Annotated in this window: 17 protein-coding genes; all 17 read right to left on the bottom strand. The window is 67.3% G+C overall.

Going from position 1 to position 17,308, the window contains the following annotated elements; genetic code table 11:
- Positions 1-62: 62 nt before the first annotated feature.
- Entirely contained in the window at positions 63-2,174 is a 2,112-nt protein-coding gene (locus tag MTE01_RS01050; protein WP_141375227.1) for a GNAT family N-acetyltransferase, read from the bottom strand.
- Positions 2,147-3,010, bottom strand: a complete 864-nt coding sequence (locus MTE01_RS01045) for an ABC transporter permease (protein ID WP_246077932.1) — start codon at positions 3,008-3,010, stop codon at positions 2,147-2,149. Before MTE01_RS01045 ends, MTE01_RS01050 begins: the two co-directional genes overlap by 28 nt.
- 11 nt (positions 3,011-3,021) lie before the next feature.
- Positions 3,022-3,921 (bottom strand): ABC transporter ATP-binding protein, encoded by a 900-nt coding sequence (locus MTE01_RS01040; protein WP_141375225.1) that lies wholly within the window; start codon positions 3,919-3,921, stop codon positions 3,022-3,024.
- A gap of 49 nt (positions 3,922-3,970) precedes the next feature.
- The gene (locus MTE01_RS01035) at positions 3,971-5,443 is read right to left on the bottom strand and encodes a carotenoid oxygenase family protein (protein ID WP_141375223.1); all 1,473 of its coding nucleotides are present in this window, start codon (positions 5,441-5,443) and stop codon (positions 3,971-3,973) included.
- Positions 5,444-5,477: 34 nt separating this feature from the next.
- Positions 5,478-6,752 carry an ABC transporter permease gene (locus MTE01_RS01030; protein WP_170210578.1) on the bottom strand — a complete coding sequence of 425 codons (1,275 nt, stop codon included), beginning with the start codon at positions 6,750-6,752 and terminating at the stop codon, positions 5,478-5,480.
- Positions 6,736-7,446: a flavodoxin family protein gene (locus tag MTE01_RS01025; protein WP_141375218.1), complete on the bottom strand. Its 711-nt coding sequence runs from the start codon at positions 7,444-7,446 to the stop codon at positions 6,736-6,738. Before MTE01_RS01025 ends, MTE01_RS01030 begins: the two co-directional genes overlap by 17 nt.
- A complete protein-coding gene (locus MTE01_RS01020; protein WP_141375216.1) occupies positions 7,443-8,138 on the bottom strand; it encodes an ABC transporter ATP-binding protein in 696 nt (231 codons plus the stop codon). The genes MTE01_RS01025 and MTE01_RS01020 overlap by 4 nt, the downstream gene beginning before the upstream one ends.
- On the bottom strand, positions 8,135-8,593 hold the full coding sequence (fabZ, locus tag MTE01_RS01015; RefSeq protein ID WP_246077931.1) for a 3-hydroxyacyl-ACP dehydratase FabZ: 459 nt from the start codon (positions 8,591-8,593) through the stop codon (positions 8,135-8,137). Before fabZ ends, MTE01_RS01020 begins: the two co-directional genes overlap by 4 nt.
- Positions 8,590-9,330, bottom strand: coding sequence for a 3-oxoacyl-ACP reductase FabG (gene fabG, locus MTE01_RS01010; RefSeq protein WP_258873309.1), 741 nt, complete (start codon positions 9,328-9,330; stop codon positions 8,590-8,592). Before fabG ends, fabZ begins: the two co-directional genes overlap by 4 nt.
- 5 nt (positions 9,331-9,335) lie before the next feature.
- Positions 9,336-10,424 (bottom strand): beta-ketoacyl-[acyl-carrier-protein] synthase family protein, encoded by a 1,089-nt coding sequence (locus MTE01_RS16905; protein ID WP_170210576.1) that lies wholly within the window; start codon positions 10,422-10,424, stop codon positions 9,336-9,338.
- Complete coding sequence (locus MTE01_RS01005; RefSeq protein WP_141375212.1) at positions 10,421-11,863, bottom strand: phytoene desaturase family protein; 1,443 nt, start codon at positions 11,861-11,863, stop codon at positions 10,421-10,423. The genes MTE01_RS16905 and MTE01_RS01005 overlap by 4 nt, the downstream gene beginning before the upstream one ends.
- Positions 11,850-12,266, bottom strand: coding sequence for an acyl-CoA thioesterase (locus MTE01_RS01000; RefSeq protein ID WP_147301820.1), 417 nt, complete (start codon positions 12,264-12,266; stop codon positions 11,850-11,852). Before MTE01_RS01000 ends, MTE01_RS01005 begins: the two co-directional genes overlap by 14 nt.
- A 62-nt stretch (positions 12,267-12,328) precedes the next feature.
- Entirely contained in the window at positions 12,329-13,516 is a 1,188-nt protein-coding gene (locus MTE01_RS00995) for an ABC transporter permease (RefSeq protein WP_141375210.1), read from the bottom strand.
- Positions 13,513-14,115, bottom strand: coding sequence for a 4'-phosphopantetheinyl transferase family protein (locus MTE01_RS00990; protein WP_170210575.1), 603 nt, complete (start codon positions 14,113-14,115; stop codon positions 13,513-13,515). The genes MTE01_RS00995 and MTE01_RS00990 overlap by 4 nt, the downstream gene beginning before the upstream one ends.
- Positions 14,112-15,104, bottom strand: a complete 993-nt coding sequence (locus MTE01_RS00985) for a DUF4872 domain-containing protein (protein ID WP_170210574.1) — start codon at positions 15,102-15,104, stop codon at positions 14,112-14,114. Before MTE01_RS00985 ends, MTE01_RS00990 begins: the two co-directional genes overlap by 4 nt.
- 62 nt (positions 15,105-15,166) lie before the next feature.
- Complete coding sequence (locus MTE01_RS00980; protein ID WP_141375206.1) at positions 15,167-16,057, bottom strand: hypothetical protein; 891 nt, start codon at positions 16,055-16,057, stop codon at positions 15,167-15,169.
- A complete protein-coding gene (locus tag MTE01_RS00975; RefSeq protein WP_141375204.1) occupies positions 16,054-17,274 on the bottom strand; it encodes a beta-ketoacyl-[acyl-carrier-protein] synthase family protein in 1,221 nt (406 codons plus the stop codon). Before MTE01_RS00975 ends, MTE01_RS00980 begins: the two co-directional genes overlap by 4 nt.
- Between the last annotated feature and the right edge of the window lie 34 nt (positions 17,275-17,308).

Genomic DNA, 17,308 nt, shown 5'->3' with positions numbered 1-17,308 from the left:
CGATCGACAGCGGGCGGGGTGACGACGCCGCGCGTGCGGCATCCTGTGCCACCCGGAGCGCATCACCCATCGGCCGGCGAGGATGAGGCGGACGCGCGAGCGATGAAACGCACATGCCACGCCGCCTCGACTCCGAGGAGGTCGGTCTGCGAGTGCATCGCCAGGACGACGCCGAATGACCCCCGTCTCACCAGAATCTCGGGGAAGAGACCCACCATCGGTTCGATCTCCATCACTCCGTGAGGGGTGTGCATACGACATCGCGTCGTCCACGCTCGCCAGGTGGATCCGCTTGCGCTCTCCGCATACCACCCCTGTTCGGGGTCCCAGAGTTCTGCTTCCGCATCCGGCACCGCGAGATACACGACGAGCTCGCTCGTTTTCGACCCCGCACGTCGCGCGCGCGCGTGAAGGATGAGATGCGAACCCGAGCATGGTTCGACCCACCATTCGTCGATCCCGGTTCCATAGCTCAGACGCGGGTCGGGCGGAGCCCACACCGCACCCGCATCAGGGTCGTACCGGCTGGGCTGCAGCGCGAACCACATCGACGAGCGGAACCCGCTCAGGGGGCCGAGCCGACGATCCGGCGGTGCCGCCTCCACGATGCTCACACCGCCGAGTCTCCATTCCATAACGCCCTCGTTCACATCAACGGCGACGGCATCGGCGGCGGAACAACGAGCAGCGGCCTCGACACGGACGGGCGAGTCTCGCGCGTGACAACGGGTATCAGGGAGGTCCGTGGACTCGCGCCCACGTCGAGCGTCGTTCCTCGACCGCGCAGCGATGACGGAGACGGACCCGTTTCGGGGAACATACCTGTAGTTCAGCGACGCCTCGGCGCAGACGCGAGCAAGATGAGGACCCTCGATCCGCCACTGTCCGGGGGAATTCACCTCGATCCGCAGCTCGAGCCCCGTGGACGTTTCGATCCACACCGCCTGAGTACCCTGCGCCTCGCAGACATCCTCTGCGGCCGCCTCGAAATCCGTGAGATCGCGGGGCCACACTCCACGGATGTAATGCGCCGAGGCGGGGGAACCAGCCGACGGCGACGTGACCGTCAACGTTGCCGCCCGGAACCCCGACCACGGGAAGATCGCGATGCGCTCCCCGTCGCGATGCGTCACCGCGACGTCGAGCCCTCCCCGTGCGAACTCGACGGTCCTCACGATCTCTCCATCGGTAGAGATCCACCGCTGATCCTCCACGGTGCTCGTGACCATCCGTGCCGCCGGACGACGGACCCCGGCCGGAATCCGCCGATCCACGGGGAACGGATCCAGGGCGAGCGGACCGAGATGACGGGGATGCTCGATGCGAATCGCGCCGTCCGCGGTCTGCAACACCGCGGAGAAGCCGCCGGGCAGGGGATGGACCACCTCTGCGGGGGAGTCACCGGCGAGAGGCTCCGCGCCGGTCCGCCGACCGTCGATCCGGAGTCCCCCGACGGTGGCCGACAGGATCTCTCCGGTGTCGGCGTGGGTCACCGCGGAGACCGGACGATCATCGATCTCGAGGTGGTACGAGATCGTCGGTTCGCCCGTTCGATCTCGTCCGACGCCACTGGTCAGGGTCTGCCTGCGCGCCTCCCTGATCGTCTGGGCACTGTACCGAGAGGGGCCCGACACCGATGATCGTTCGGGCTGGAGCGCGGCCGCCACACCCGGCAGATGGTTGACGAGTTCGAGATAGCCGTCCTCGTCGGGGCGTCCGTCACCGACCAGTCGGAACCCGATACGGACGTAGAGGGGGAAAGCCCGACGATTCGCGGGATCAACTTCGACGCGCAGGGATCGCGCACCGAGGTCGGCGAAGCGCGCGAAGGAATCGTTGAACAACCGACCGACGAGGAAACCGGCGCGCAGGGAGGGGCTGACGAAGAACATCACGGCGAAGAGCTGCCCGTCCGGGGCGACGCGGCGACCGGACATCCTGGCGTACCCGAGGGTCCCGACGATCCTGCCGTGCTGCTCCGCCACGATGAACAGCTTCACGGCGCGTTCGGTGAGGATGTCGAGGAGGATGCCGGCGGTGGCCGCACGGCCCGAAGCGATGGGGCCGTACCCCTCTTCGTTGTAGAACGCCGCTACTCGGTGCGCGTCGCGGACCGGATCGAACACACGGATGTCGACCACGACGATCACCGGATGGTCCGCGACAACCGCCACGCACCGAGACAGGCGAACACGACGGCGACCATCACGAGCGTGCCCACCGCGACGCCGGCACTGACCGCGAACCCGCCGACCGAGGCCGACATCCCGTAGAACTCGCGAAGGGCGCGTGCCGTTTCCTCCTGTCCCCCGACGAGCGCGACGAGCGCCTGCTCGGTATAGGGACGTCTGATGAGCATGGCCGCCTGCGCGAACGGGAGGAGGTTGATGCCATCGACAACGGACGTCGGCAGGGTGCCCGCGGGAACATACGCGCCCGAGAAGAACCCGATCAACGACCCGACGACGGTCGACAGGGCGGTGAATGCTCCCGCGGACCGCAGGAACGTCACCGCGAAAGCGGCGAGCGCCGAGAACGCGGCGCTCGAGAGAAGAACGGCCCCCCAGGTCTCGCCCGCATTGGCGGGGCTCAGCAACTCGTCGCCCTGGGTCAGAAGGTACACCTGGCCGATGGCGATGATGATCGAGGTCATCACGACGGAGACCGTGAAACCCGCGATCATGTACCCGAGGATGAGATGGGTCCGGCGAATAGGCGAAACGATGAAGTCGCGAAAGCGGCCCGAGACGTTGTCGTCGACGAAGACGCCGAGCGCAGCGATCGACGTCGTCAACGTGGTGATCATGGTGATGCCCGCGAACACCCAGGAGTTCACGAACCACCGGACATCGGCATCCGGAGCCGTCGGGAACCGCGCTTCGAGGCTGTCGACTTGGATGCCGCCGAGGAAGAGAGCATAGAGCGCGATGAGGATGAGCGCGGAGAGCAAGGAGAAGAACACTCCGACGCGGTCTCGAAAGAACACGCGGAGGTTGCGAGTCGTCAGCACGGCGATGCTCCTCATGCGTCCGCTCCCCCGACGAGGGTGAGGAACACGTCGTCCATCGTTCCGTGGCGAAATTCGAAGTCGTCGATCGGAAGGACCGCGAGGAGCTCTTTGGCTGTCTGCGACGACGCCATCGGGATCACGAGATCAGCACCCACCGCACGGACATCGATCCCCCGGGTGCGGCACGCGGCGATCACCCCGGCGTGGTCCTCGGACCGCACGGTGAGGATGCTGGAGCTGTATCGAGAACGCAGTTGCGCAGGCGTCCCCCCGGCGATGATCCGCCCCCGATCGATGATGCACACGCGATCGGCGTTCTCTGTCTCCTCCATGTAATGCGTCGTGAGGAAGACCGTCGTCCCGGCGGTCGCGCGCAACTCGTGGATCGTCGCCCAGATCCTCTCCCGGGACTGAGGGTCGAGACCGGCGGTGGGCTCGTCGAGGAAGAGCACACGCGGCTCGTGCACGAGCGCACGGGCGATGTCCGCCCGCCGCTTCTGACCGCCGGACAGCGTCCCGTAGCGCCGTTCGAGGAATGAGCCGAGTCCGACGAGATCGGACAGCGTTCCGATACGGCGACCCGCCTCGCGCGTGTCGAGTCCGTAGAAACCGGCTCGGACCGCGAGATTCTCGCGCACGGAGAGCAGAGGGTCGAGAAGGGAGGACTGGAAGACGGCTCCGATGCTCGCACGAACGTCGTGGGGGTGATGCTCCACGTCGTAGCCGCTGACCGAGATCACGCCCGACGTCGGCGCGAGCGTGGTCGTGATGCAGCCGATCGTCGTCGACTTACCCGCGCCGTTCTCCCCGAGGAACGCGAAGACGGAACCCGACGGCACAGAAAAGGACACGTCGTGCACAGCGCGCCGTCCCCCGTAGTCCTTGCAGAGATTGACGACCTCTATCGACATGAGCGCTCCTTCTTCCCTCTCCCCGTGCATCCGCGGCGCTGTCCCGTCCTCACGGGCCCGTCTCCGGGACGGGCGGAGTGGCCACGTCGTGCGCGTCCACTGCGGTCGCTCCCCCGTCGGAGAGCGCTGCGGCGGCGCGCTCTTCCACCGGGATCCAGTTGCCATGGAGCCCGAGCGGTACGCGCGCGGGCAGATGGACCCGTGCCAGTTCGTCGCCCTCGAAGTCGGCGGCGGACAGGATCACGAGGTCGCTGGCTCCCCTCCCGGGCTCGTGCACGTAACTGAGCACGTAGCCGTCGTCTTCGGCGCCCGTCCCCCCGCGTCGCGCCACGAACACCGCCTCTCCGATCGCCGCGTCCCGGGGGAAGCTCCGCCGCTGGGTACGACCGCCCAGGAGGTCGTGCCGGAACAGGACGTTGTCGAACTCGGCGTCCGCGATCGTGTCGAGCTCTCGCGGCCTCCACGTGTCGACGAACGCGGCGGCGCTCGCGGTGTAGACGAATCGGTGCGGACGCCCGAGAACGCGATCATCGACACGGGGGAACTCCTGCGGGCGATCGTCGAGAATCTCTCGCCTCACTCGACCCGTACGCGTGTCGATCGTGAAGCGTTCGAGCGATGGAGTCCCGTGACCGCTGATCTCCCCCGTGCGTCCGCGGAACATGGATGGGTGCGTCACGACGTCGAGGACGATGCCGCTCGGCGTGTCGTACGCGTTGACGGTGTGGTAGACCCACACGGGCTCGATCTCGAACCACTTCGGCTCCGCCTCGGAGCTCCCGCGCCGCAGGAGGCCCAGCCGCGCCACCGCCCTCGGGTTCCATCGGAAGGGGAACGGGTCGCCCGCGACGGCCGACAGCGCATGGAAGGTCACCGGCAGATCCATGAGGACGAGGTAGCTCGGTGTCAGCGCGAAATCGTGCATCATCGTCGCATGCGGGAGCTCGATGCTCTCGCTATGGACCACCGCCCCCGTTGCTGCGACCACGGTGTAGTCCACCGTGGACGACCCCGCGAAGTAGCCGAGGCTGTGGAGGTCCCCGGTGACCGGGTCGACCTTCGGATGAGCAGACATCGCCCCGTGCAGATCACCCTCGAAGTCGCATGGGCCGGCAGTGTCCAGTTCGTCCGTGAGCTCGAACGGGAGTGTTCCCCCCTCTGTGAGGGAAAGGGTCCTTCCCGCGTGGCCGATCACGTTGATGTTCGATGCGGCATCCATCCCTCCGAAAACTCGGTAGGTGCGCCGCGGCTCCCTCAGCGCGCGAGACACCGGAGCCTGCCGGACCCATCGATTGCGATACCACTCGGCGCGGCCCCCGGAGATGCGGACTCCGTGGATCATCCCGGCGCCGAGGTAGTAGTGGAAACGCGGATGCTCGACACCGAGCGGGTTGGGGCCGTTACGCAGGTAACGCCCGTCGAGGTCTTCGGGAATGATGCCCGTGACCGGCAGATCGAAGGCGGTCACCTCCTCCCGAACGGGCGCGAAGTGGCCACGACGGTAAGGCGACAGACGAGCCATGGGTGCGGTCTTCTCTCGGTTCATGGACGGCGGATCAGACGTCGCGAGCGATCGCGACCGGCGACAGGCGCAACATCCTCCGGGTGGAGAGGACGTTCCCGAGGAGCAGGGCGATCAGCATCACCGCGGCGGTGACGGCTACATCGCCGATGCCGAGCCACGGCCGAAGCGTGCGTTCTCCGAACAGTTGCACGCCACTCCCGATCGGGATGCCGATCACCCCGCATATCACGACGCTCACGATCGACACGATCGTTCCGACCGCGATCATCGAGGCTCCGACGATCAACGTCTGTGCGGCGTACACCGCGCGCACCGCGTTCGCCCCGAAGCCCATCGCCCGCATCGTGGCGATCTCGCCGCGCTGCCGTCGGAGCGCGAAAGCGACGACGTTCGCGACGAGCACCGCGCAGATCAGCGCCATCACGCCGACGAGCGCCCACATGGTCGTGCGTTGGGCCGCCCGGATCCCGAAGATGAGCCCGGCGGTGTCTCGCGCGGTGAAGAAGGCGACCCCCGGAAACCGGGTCGCCAACGCCGTCGTCTCGGCCGCTGCGTCGACCCCCGGCGCCACCGTGAGAAGCACTTGTGTCAGCGCGTGGGGACGTTGGAGGATCTGCTGCACGCCGGCGACGTCCATCACGATGAAGCTGGAGCGGAACAGGCCGAACCGACTGTTGTCGTATACGCACGACACCCGCACCGGCGTCGAGGCGTTGGACTCCGGCGCGCCCGCGACGGACAGCGTCAGAGTGTCGCCGACCGCGAGGCCGAGGTCGTCGCGTTGCCGCTGATTGATGCACACCTCCCCGGCTCCCCTCGGTGCCGAGCCCGCAAGGAGCACATAGCCCTCTGCCGCGGTGTCCGATCCGACCACGACGACGCCGGTATCGGTCCCTCGCGCCGAGAGCTGCGCACCCGCCGTGATCCTCGGCCGGACGTCGGTGACTCCCGTCGATCGCCGCAGATCCGAGACCAACTGCCCACCGGCGTCGTCGAGGTACGAGACCACGTCGGTCGCGGGGTTGAGCATCGAGTACCGGTAGCCCGGGGCGAAGCCGGACACATCACCGCTGATGATGTCCTTCGCGGACTGCGTCATCATCGTGCCCATGCCGTTGATGGCGGCGAAGGAAAGCAGAAGGCCGAGCGTCGCAACGGCCACGCTCGAGAAGGTGCGGACCGTTCGCCGATCGGCGCGGATCATCGCGAACGCCATGAACAGGATGTAGCGCGCCGTCACACCCGCTCCTCGCTCACCGGAACCTGCGTGTCCGCGACGCGAGGGCGAGTCATCGGTCCGAGCCATGAGCGGCTGCCTCCCGACGTTCGGATGCAGCGAAGTAAGCGGCATCGCTGCGGAACAGCCTCCTCGTGAACTCGGGGTTGTCGCGCAGCTGCTGCCGCACATCGACACCGAAGTTCTCATCCGGAACATGTCGCGATGGATCGGAGACCGCGTCGATGAAGTCGTCGACGCGACGGCGCATCATCCGGCCGTGCTCCGAGTCGCCATAGTCGAAGACGATCATCGGGCTTCCGACGTTGTACGCCTCGACGACGCTCGCACCGTAGCTGCCGAGCACTCGTCGGAGATAGTCCGAGGCATGAGTGGAATCGACCGGACTCGCGGACGTCGACAACGCCAACGCTCCCTTTCCCGCGAGCAGTCGGCGGTGGCTCAGGCGCGTCGTTCTCTCGACGAAGGTCATCATGGTCGAGTTCACGTTGGCGCAGTAGTTCGGACTCGCCAGGATCACGCCGTCTGCATCGAGCATCTGCTCGATGATCCGTTCCACGTCGTCGTCGAACACGCAGCCGTCCGTGCGGAAGCATCGGCCATTGCCGTCGCACACCGAGATTCTTCGACCCCACAGGGCGATGTCGTCGAACGACCAGTCGGGTCGACGACCGAGCAGGTAATCCCGCACGGCGGAAAGCAGCACCCGCGTGTGACTCAGGGTGTTCGGCCGCGGGCTCGAGTGGACGGCGACGATCTTCACAACCCACCTCCGCTGGGGGCTCCCGAATCCGAGACGATCGCGCCGTCGGTCAGGTGGATCACGCGTCGCCCCGTCTCGATCACACGGTCGTCGTGAGACGAGACGAGGATCGTCACGCCGTGCTCGTCGTTGAGCCGACGTAAGAGCCGGAGAACCCCGTCGGCGCTCACCGAGTCGAGACTCGCCGTCGGCTCATCCGCCACGACCAGAGCGGTATCGCTCGCGACCGCGCGGATGATGGCCGCGCGCTGCTGCTGCCCGCCCGATAGCTGCGCGGGGAGCGCGTCGAGCTTGTCGCCGAGCCCGACCGCTTCGAGGAGGGCACGGGTACGCTCACGCGCCGCACGGGTCAACCTCTTCTGCAGCCGGAGCTGCAACACCGCGTTGTCGTAGACCGAGAGCGATGAGACGAGGTTCGACCGCTGGAACACATATCCGACGCGGTCACGGCGGAAGTCGGCGAGCGCTCGGGGCGACAGGGCCGTCACCTCCACGTCGTCGACCCGAACCGATCCCGACGATGCGGTATCGAGACCGCCGATGATGTTGAGGAGCGTGGTCTTGCCCGACCCGGACGGTCCCGCGAGCACGACGAACTCACCCGAGGAGACGTGAAGAGAGATGTCGCGATTCGCGTGCAGAAGATCGGGGCCGTCACCATAGGTGCGATGGAGATGGTCGACGACGATCACGAGGACGCCCCCTCGACGAAGCTGTAGCTGATCTCGGCGCTCGCGACGGTGCGCCCATCGACGGTGGCGGCCGCACGCACCTTGCCCATCGATGCACGGCGGGCGAGATTGTCGGCCGTCAGGATGAGCCGGTCACCCGGGCGCACGACCCCCCGGAATCGCGCCGCGTCGATCCGAGCCAGCACGCAGAGACGGCCCGCGATGTCGAAGAGCAGGCCGCCCGTCTGCGCGAGCGCCTCGATGATCATCACGCCGGGCATGATCGGGTTGCCGGGGAAATGTCCGGCGAAGTACGGCTCATTGATCGTCACGTTCTTGATGGCGACGATCCGCACATCAGGAACGAGCTCGTCGACGCGATCGAGGAGGAGAAACGGATGACGATGCGGCAACCGTTCCATGATCTGAGAGGCGGTGACGGGGGCGGAGCGGGGAGCGTTCATCGGCCCGGTCATGCGGTCAAGCCCCCGTCCACGACGAGGCAGTGCCCGTTGATGTACGAAGCCGCAGGGCTCGCGAGAAAGAAGACGGCGTTGGCGATCTCCTCCGCACTCCCGAATCGCCGGTCGGGGATGAGCGCCAGATACTCGTCTTTCATCGCCGACGGCAGCTGATCGAGCATCTCCGTTTCGACGAACCCCGGAGCGATCACATTTACGCGGATGTTCATGCGCGCGAGTTCCTTGGCGAGCGTCCGCGAGAAGGCGACAACCCCGGCCTTGGCTGCCGCGTAGTTCGCCTGACCCGCGGGGCTGGTGATGGCGCTCACGGAGGAGATGTTGACGATCGTTCCCGACCTCTGCGCCGCCATGAGCCACGCGGCCTGCTTGGCGCACGCGAATGTGCCGGAGAGATCCGTGTCGACGACCGATCGCCAGGCGTCCTCGCTCATCATGAGCGCGAAAGAGTCCTGCGCGTGACCGGCGTTGTTCACCTGCACATCGAGGCCTCCCCACGCGGCTCTGATCTGCTGGAACATGCGCTTCACCTCGTCGAACGACGAGATATCGGCTCGGACCGGAAGGACCCGCCCGGGGTGCTCTTTCTCGAGCCGGTCCAGGACGGCGAGGGTCTCCGGACGGTCACTGCGGTAGTTCACGGCGACAGATGCACCGTCCGCGAGGAATCGTTCAGCGATGGCGAGGCCGATCCCGCGCGTCGCCCCTGTCACACACACTCGTGCGTCTTGCATTGAGATCAGGCCTTTCTCACGAGGGCGGAGGTGACGCCGCCGTTCACCGTCGATACCGTCACCAGCAATGTCTGGCCGGGTTCGGCTGCGGACAGAGCGAGCACGTGGGCCAGCGCCTCGTTGCCGCCGAAGCATTCGCCGGCAAGGAGTCGGGGCAGGGCGATAGGACCTCGGTGTCCGATCCCCCGGATCGCAGCGATCTCGTTCCGGGTGATGGCGCCGAGTCCGTTCGCTGTACCGACGACGATGTCCACGTCGCCCACCCCGAGTCCCGCATCGCCGAGGGCTGCCCGCATCGTGTGCGCGATCGTGTCGTCGTTCTCCGGCCAGTCCACGTAACTGACGCCGGCACTCGTCGCCGAGGCGAGGGAGAGCCCGAGGAGGTGCGCGATGGGCTCGGCACCGCGTCGCCCGGCCGATCGCGGGGATTCGAGGACCACGACAGCGGCCGCTTCGCCCGTGCTGAAGGGAAGCTCGCGGTCGAGGTCCGCAGCGGCGGCATCGAAGTGGTCCGTCATGATCTCGTTCGTCTCGTCGAGCGACATCCCGAAGATCGCGTCGGCCTTGCCCGTCTCGATCAGCTGCGCTCCGTAAGCGACCGCGGAACCGCCGACGAGGGTCGAGTTCGCACCCTTCAGACCGAGCGCGAGACTGGCCTGGCCGTTGGCCACGTTGTAGACGGTCTGCGTGAACAGTGCGGGGCTCGCGTTCATGAGCCCGCCCCCGAGCAGGCCGTCGAGATAGTCGCTGACGACCCGCTGCGGTCCGTACTCGGTGTTCGCGACGATCCCGATCCGTTCCGCGTCGGCGGGAAGCTCGGCGAAGTGGGCCCCCGCGAACGCGTCGACGGCCGCTGCCATCGCGAGCTGGCTGAACCTCTGCTTGCGCCGCAGACCCACCGACGTGACGTAGTCCCGGATCCGGAACCCCGCCGGCACCTCACGGACCGAGTGCCCGATCGAACCGGAGGACGTGGCCTCCACCGTGTCGACATCGGCGAAGATCCAGTTCTCGTGGTCTTTCGCGTGCTCTCTCGCCGACAGGCCCAGCGACGAGATCGCGCCGACGCCGGTGATCGCCAGGGGCTCGTTCATGCTCTTTCTCGCTTTCTCAGCTGCTGTTGCGCGAGGGAGACGGACCGGTCGGCAGAGGCGATCAGCTGCGGCAATCCCGAGCCGTGCTCCCCCCATTGGCCCGTGATGAAAAGGTTCTCGAGGCTCGTCCTCTGGCTGATGCGCCGAACCATGTAGTTGTCGACGTCGTGCGCCCACCCCGTCGCCGACCCTCCCGTGTGTCCGAACCACTCGGCGTAGTCGATGGGTGTGACGATGCGTCGATAGACGCTGCTCGTTCGCAGTTCGGGCAGGAGCGTGCCGGCGAGCGTCGCCTCGATGCGGTCTGCGTACTCCGCATAGAAATCCGCATCGTGGAGGTCGGGATCGTGGTACGTGTCGACCTCGATCCGCACGAGGTCTCGACCGGGGGCGGCGACGGTGCGATCGATGTTGGTGACGACGTGCACCTTGATGACCGGGTGCTCGGGCAGGGCACCTGTTTCGAGAACGCGGTAGGTCTCGAAGACGTCGGTCGACGCAGTCACGTAGTGACGCGCGGCACGACCGAAGCGTGTCAGATCGACGCCGGCGAGAGTGTGGAAGAGGCTCAGCGACGAGTGCCCTCGTCTCCGGCCGCCCGCGTCGATGCCGGCGAGACCGTGACGTTCCAGCAGGGCGCCGAGGCTCGGGGCGTCCCCGGTGAAGAACACCACGTCCGCGCGTCGCACCGTGCCGTCGGCGAGAACGACCCCGCTCGCTCGGCTGCCCTCGATGACCAGGTTCGTCATCGAGGAGTCGAAGATGATCTCGCAGCCTGCGCTCCGCAGGCGGTCCACGATCGATTCGACGAGGTTCCGCACACCGCCGCGCGGATACACCATCCCCTTGCCGTAGCACTCGGTGATGAATCCGGCCATGACCAGCAGCGATGAGTCGTCGCACTGGATCCTCATCGCCAGGGCCGTCCGCAGCTCGGGGTCGGTGATCGTCTCCCGGCAGTATTCCTCGAACCCGCGACGGTGATGGCGCATCATGAAGCGTCCGCGTTCGCGAGGATCTGCTGAGTCGTCGCTGAGAAACGACCGCAGGAAGTCGAAGAAGCGGGCCAGGTCGTCGACGGATGCCGGGAACTCTCGCGCGAGCTCCTTCTGGAGTCGGTCCAGTCCGATCGGCATTTCGATACGCCGCTCGCCGATCGTGAGGATGTCAGCGATGTCGAACGGTTCCAACTCCACCGCGGCACTCAGGTCGAGCGACGCGAGCAAGCGAGCGAGGGACTCGCCTTCCCCTCCGCCGAGGAGATGCGAGACGGCCAGATCGAATCGGTCTCCCGCCTCGTTCTCGAAGCCGCCGAAGTAACCGCCCGCCTGACCGGTGCGCTCCACGACGACGACGCGGTGACCGTGGTGGAGCATTCGCGCCGCGGCGACGAGACCGGCCATTCCGGCGCCGACGACCACGACGTCAGAGCTTCGCATCGAAACCCCGCCCGTCGGTCACCACGCCGGGATTCTCGAAGAAGAACGTCTTCATCTTCTCCCCGACCGCCTCCGGCCAGCGGAAGAGGAATCTCCCGCCCTCCACGAGAGTGACGTGTTCGGTCGTCCCGAGGGCGACGGTGGCTCCGTCACCGACTTTCGTCAGTCGGTAGTAGAAGACGAGCTTCGTGGTCTCCTGCGGCTTGATGAAGGTCTCGAGCCGCAGCTCGTCGCCGAACCTGGCGAAGCCCGTGAACGAGACACGAGTCTTCGTGACGGGGGCGAAGATCGGTACCCCGTCGACCTCGATCATCGGCTGTCCGCCGATCATCTTTTCGATGAGCGCGAAGCGGCCGGCCTCGAACCACACGAACGTGTTGCTGTGATGGTAGACGCGGGCCATGTCCGTTTCGGCGAAACGGACCGAGAACCTGATCTCGTTCGGCGGCGCGATCCGTGATGCGGTCATCGAATCTCCAGGAGGTCGAGCACCGGGTACCGGCACAGCGAACGGATGGGGAACCAGAGCACGGCGACGGTCAGGACGAAGCCGATGCCGAGCGGAGCGAGGAACGCCCACCACGTCGGCGCGAAGGACAGAGTCGTCGCCCCGACCACGAAGGTGAACGCCTGGTCGGTCGAGGTGAAACCGACGGCATTCGCGCCGGCGAGCAGGACCGCGGCCAGGATGCCGCCGACGACGTAGCCGATCACGTACTGGGCGACGACCTCGGTCAGGTACATCCGCCCCAGCGCACTCGATCGGGCTCCTGCTGTCTTCAGCACGGCGATGTCTGCGACGCGGGCGAGCAAGGCGGAGTAGACGAGCGAGGTCAAGCCGATGCAGATGATCAAGAAGGCGAAGGTCGACGCCGCGACGAGCACGACACCCCAGATCGCCGGTCCGAGCATGAGGGACGACCACATCGTGTCCGACCAGAGGGAGAGTGTGGTCGCGCAGCCGAGGCCGGCGGTTGCGGCGTCGATCTCGGAGCGGACGGTGCTGGTCTGCGGTGCATCGATCAGCAATTCGTTGGCTCGGTCGGCGTCGCCGAAGAGTTTCCGGGCGAGCGACTCTCGATCGACGAGCACCCAGCTCTCGAGGGTGAAGCTGGGTGTGGATGCCGTGACCACCGCGTCGACGGTGTACGTGAGCCGCGCGGCGCCGATCGAGATGACGAGCACGTCACCAGAGGCGACTCCGAGTTGCCGGGCGACGGTGTCGGTGAGCACGATGCGATCGGCGCCGAGCGGCTCTGGAGGGAGTCCGAAGTTCTCGGCCAGCGTGCGTTCGGCTGCCAGGTCCGCGCCGACGAGAGTCACGGATGCGCTCGCCGGCCGATCCGGGGAGGCCGAGGGGCTCTCGAGGTTGGCACTCAGATCCAAGCGCGAATGGACGGACGTCGCCCCCACGGCAGCGGCGATGTCCGACATCTCGTGTGCGTCGACCGAGAGGACGTCATCGCGCGTTGCCGGCTGCACGAGCCAGGGCGCCCCGACGGTGCCGAAGAGCAGTCGATCCGCGTTCTGCCCGATCGCTGCGACGAACGACAGCGCGATGACGAAGAGCGCGATACCCACGGCCACCTGCGCGACGACGCCGACCGTCTCACGCCGGTAGTGGACCACGTCTCGTACGGCGATTCCGATCATCGCGCCCGCTCCGCTCGATCGATGTCGGCCCCCGCCGCGAGCTGTTCCGGGCGCAGCGATCGCCGGCGGATGACGAGGCCCTCTCCCGCCCTGTGGACCGCGGTGCCTACCGTGCCGTCGATGAAAACCCGCGTGAACTCGACACCCGGGTCGCGAGCGATAACGCTGGCCTCATCGAAGCTGCCGAACCCGAGGGCGAGGCCGAGGCCGAGATACTTCGCCCACGCCTCCTTGGCCGTGAAGACGGGAAGCAGGCGAGAGGGGTCGCGTGCGATGAGCTCCCGCTCCGCTGCGGTGAAGAAGCGGACCGGTGGACCGCTCACCATGCGACGCTCCCGTCGCGCATTCTGCTGCTCGATATCGATGGCCACGTTGCTCGTCGCCACGGCGCACACCGTCAGGTCGCCCGTGTGCGACATCGAGAACCAGACGCCGGGAGTCTCGGCCTCGGGTCGTTGGCCGGGACGACGGCGTACCCGCAGGCCGCCGAGCCCCAGAAATCGTGCCGTGTCCGAGAGCAGCGCCCGACCGGCCGCACGGCGCAACGGCCGTCCACCCGCGCCGTACTCGGAGCGATCGATCCACTGTGCGACGATCACGCGGCCTCCCCCAGGAGAGCGGAGCTGACGCGCAGCAGTTCGGTGACGGCGATGACCTCGCGCCGCCGGATCTCGCGCACCGCGGTGATCACGCTCGCCCATCCGACGCGCGGATCCTGCTGTGCGGCGTGGGCGCGCATGCCCCGAGCGAGTGCACGCCACCTCCCGCCGAGGGCGGCGTACTCCGTAGCGATCGCCGCGAGACGGCCGTTGTCCAGGTGCGTCGAGGCGGCCCGGAGACCCCGTGCGAACAGGTGCCGCCCGGCACCGCCCCCGGAACCGATCTTCTCCAGCGTCGTCGCCATCGACACCAGCTCGACCTGCATGACGAGGGGAGTCACCGTGTCGGGCATCGATGCCAGTTCTCGCTCGAAGGCCTTGAGAGCCCGCTCCCCCTGGCTGTTGTTCGCGGGGTTGAGGAAGAGCTCCGCGCTCTCGACGAGGGACAGGGCGAGTACCTCGCGTACGTCGGGCACGTGCTCGGGCGGGATGAGCCGGCCGACCGCGAATCGGCGGGCAGGGCAGGCCATCGAGATCGCACCGTCACTTGGCATCGCCGCCGCCGTCGCGACCTCCTCCGCGTCCATCTCTATCGGATGCGCCCACAGGTAGTCGTTCACGAGCAACGAGCCGGCCGCCGAGACCGACCGCACCGGCAACGCGTGCTCGCCGAAGGCGTGGACCTCCTCCCAGGGAAGCACGCCGCGGAAAGTCGACAGTTCTCGCGCTTCGCAGTACAGGTACGGGAGCGTGCCCGCGTCTGCCCATTCACGGGTGCGGGCCAGCATCGCGTCCGCCGTGGCGTGGGAGACGAATTCGATGCGCGAGCCCGTTCGTCGCGCGAAGAAGTGCTCGAGGTCGTGAATGCGACTGTTGATGTAGTAGGCGTCGCCGTCGCGGTGGAACAGCAGCCCGAGTCCGCCGCCGATGACGTACGCGAGCTCTTCATCGAAGACGAACTCCGTCCCGAGGAACGCGTTTCTGATCATGGTCGAGAAGCAATGGGACCCTCTGAGGTAGGGGTCGGGCCATTGCGTGCGTGGCGTGAGTTTCATGAGCAGACCCGTCCCGCGACACCGCGTGCATGGGCGTCGAGCGCGGCGCGCTCGACACGGGCGATCTCGGCGAGCGCCGCATCGGCGCCGTCCAGGAACTCGAGGTGCAGCGCGGCCGAGCGGGCGAAGCCCGCGTGTGTCTCATCGGGAACCGTTGCCGTGCCGTACGACTCGATCGCCGCCACGAGCACGGAGCGGTGGAACGAGTCGTCGCCGGCACCTATCGCCGCCAGGCCGCGCCGGTACGCCTGGGTCTTCTCGCGCAGAGGGCGGCTCGAGACGAACGACTCGAGTCGGGACAGGCCGTCCCGGGCCGTCGCCATTCGCAGGAAGAGGAGTCGGAGGGACCGTCGGGCCCGCGCGGCGAGGTCGTAGCGTGCGGGTGCCAGGATCGCCCGCAGCGAGGGCACGGGCGCCGCGTATCCCCACAGGGACGATTCGCCGCGCAGCAGATCCTCGTAGGACGCCGTCCGGTCGGCGAACGTCGAGGTGATCCGCACGGTCGTGTCGCCGAATTCGCTCAGAGCGACAGGACGCACGGTCGTCGCCCCGCTCACCGGGTCGCACTCGGGATGGAGGGAGTAGAACGGCGTCGCTCTCCAGCGCCGCTCGGCGAGAGCGTGTTCCCGACGAGCGGCATCGAGGAACGGCCCGGCGTCCACGCTCCGGAACTGCTCGCAGTTGAACCCCGCGGCCTCGAAGAGGTCGAATGCCGCATCGAGTCCGCCGAAGTCATCGAGGCCGTCCGGATCGGCGTACCGGATTCCGGATGCCATGACCACGACCGCGCTCGGCTCGACGGAGATGTCCAACGCGTCGAAGATCATTCCCGCGGGCGCGAGAGCAGGATGAGAATGTCGCGCGAGCGACGTCGGTGCGTCGATCACTCTCCCCGCCTCACCCTCCGGAGGGCGACGCAGGTGTTGTTCCCCCCGAACCCGAACGAGGTGGAGATCGCGACGCTCATCCCATCGACGTCACGGGAGGCGTGTGGGATGTCGAGTCCGGCGAATTCGTGCATCGGCTCCGTGGTGCCGATGTTGCCGGGAACGAAACCATCCTCGAGCGCGGCGAGACACACGAGCATCTCCAGACTGCCTGCGCAGCTGAGAGTGTGTCCGTGCAGCGGCTTCGTCGAGCTGATGGGGATACGTGCCAGGCTGTCTCCGAACACGCGGGTCAGCGCGGCGAGTTCCATGGCGTCGTTGTAACGCGTTCCGGTTCCGTGAGCGTTGATGTAGTCCACGTCCTCCGGCCGTATCCGGGCGTCGGCGAGACACTGCGTGATCGCCAGAACGGCACCGGTTCCGCTCGGATCGGGGGCAGTCGCGTGAAAGGCGTCGTCGGAGAGGCCGTAGCCGCAGACTTCGCCGTAGATCGTCGCGCCGCGCGCGATCGCGGACTCCGCGCTCTCCAGGACGAACACGCATGCCGCTTCTCCCAGACCCGTACCGTCTCGCCCTTCGTCGAACGGCCGGACGGCGTCGTGCGTCAGCGACTTGAGCAGGGTGAAGCCGGAGAAGGAAAGCATCGAGAACGGTTCCGCACCGCCCGCGATGGCCACGTCCGCCTGCCCGGTCGTGATGAAGTCGTAGGCGCGGCCGACGGCGTTGCTTCCGGCCGCGCAGGCGGTGGAGACCGCGGCTTGGGGCCCGCGCAATCCGAACGCACGGCGGATCGTCGCGGTGACCGTCGCGGGCGTTCGCACGACGGTCGCCCCCGGGATCACTTCGTCGCGGAGCTTCTGCTGCGCGTATGTGTGATTCGTCTCGACGCCCGCGTTCGACGACGCGACGACCACGGCCGTGCGGAACGGGTCGAGCGCTTCGACGGCGAACCCGGCGTCGGCAAGGGCGACGGCCGCACAGTGCACGCCGTAGTGCTCCGCGGTTTCCCACTCGGGATGCTCCGCCACGAGGGTCGTGAGTTCCGCCGGGAACTCGGTGATGACCGCTCCACGGTCGAACGGGAAGGCTGCGGTGTCGAAGTACGGGATCGCCCGAAATCCGCTCGATCCCGCGCGGAGCGATTCGGTGAAGTCGCTCATCGTGTTCCCGATCGGACTCAGCAACCCGACGCCGGTGACGTATACGCGTGTGCTCATCCTCGGTGGAGCCTCTCGACGGTGGTCAGCGGGC

Source organism: Microbacterium testaceum, from assembly GCF_006539145.1.
Lineage (GTDB): Bacteria > Actinomycetota > Actinomycetes > Actinomycetales > Microbacteriaceae > Microbacterium > Microbacterium testaceum.
The sequence above is the reverse complement of the archived record's forward strand: the minus strand, read 5'-3'. Positions and strand labels throughout refer to the sequence as shown.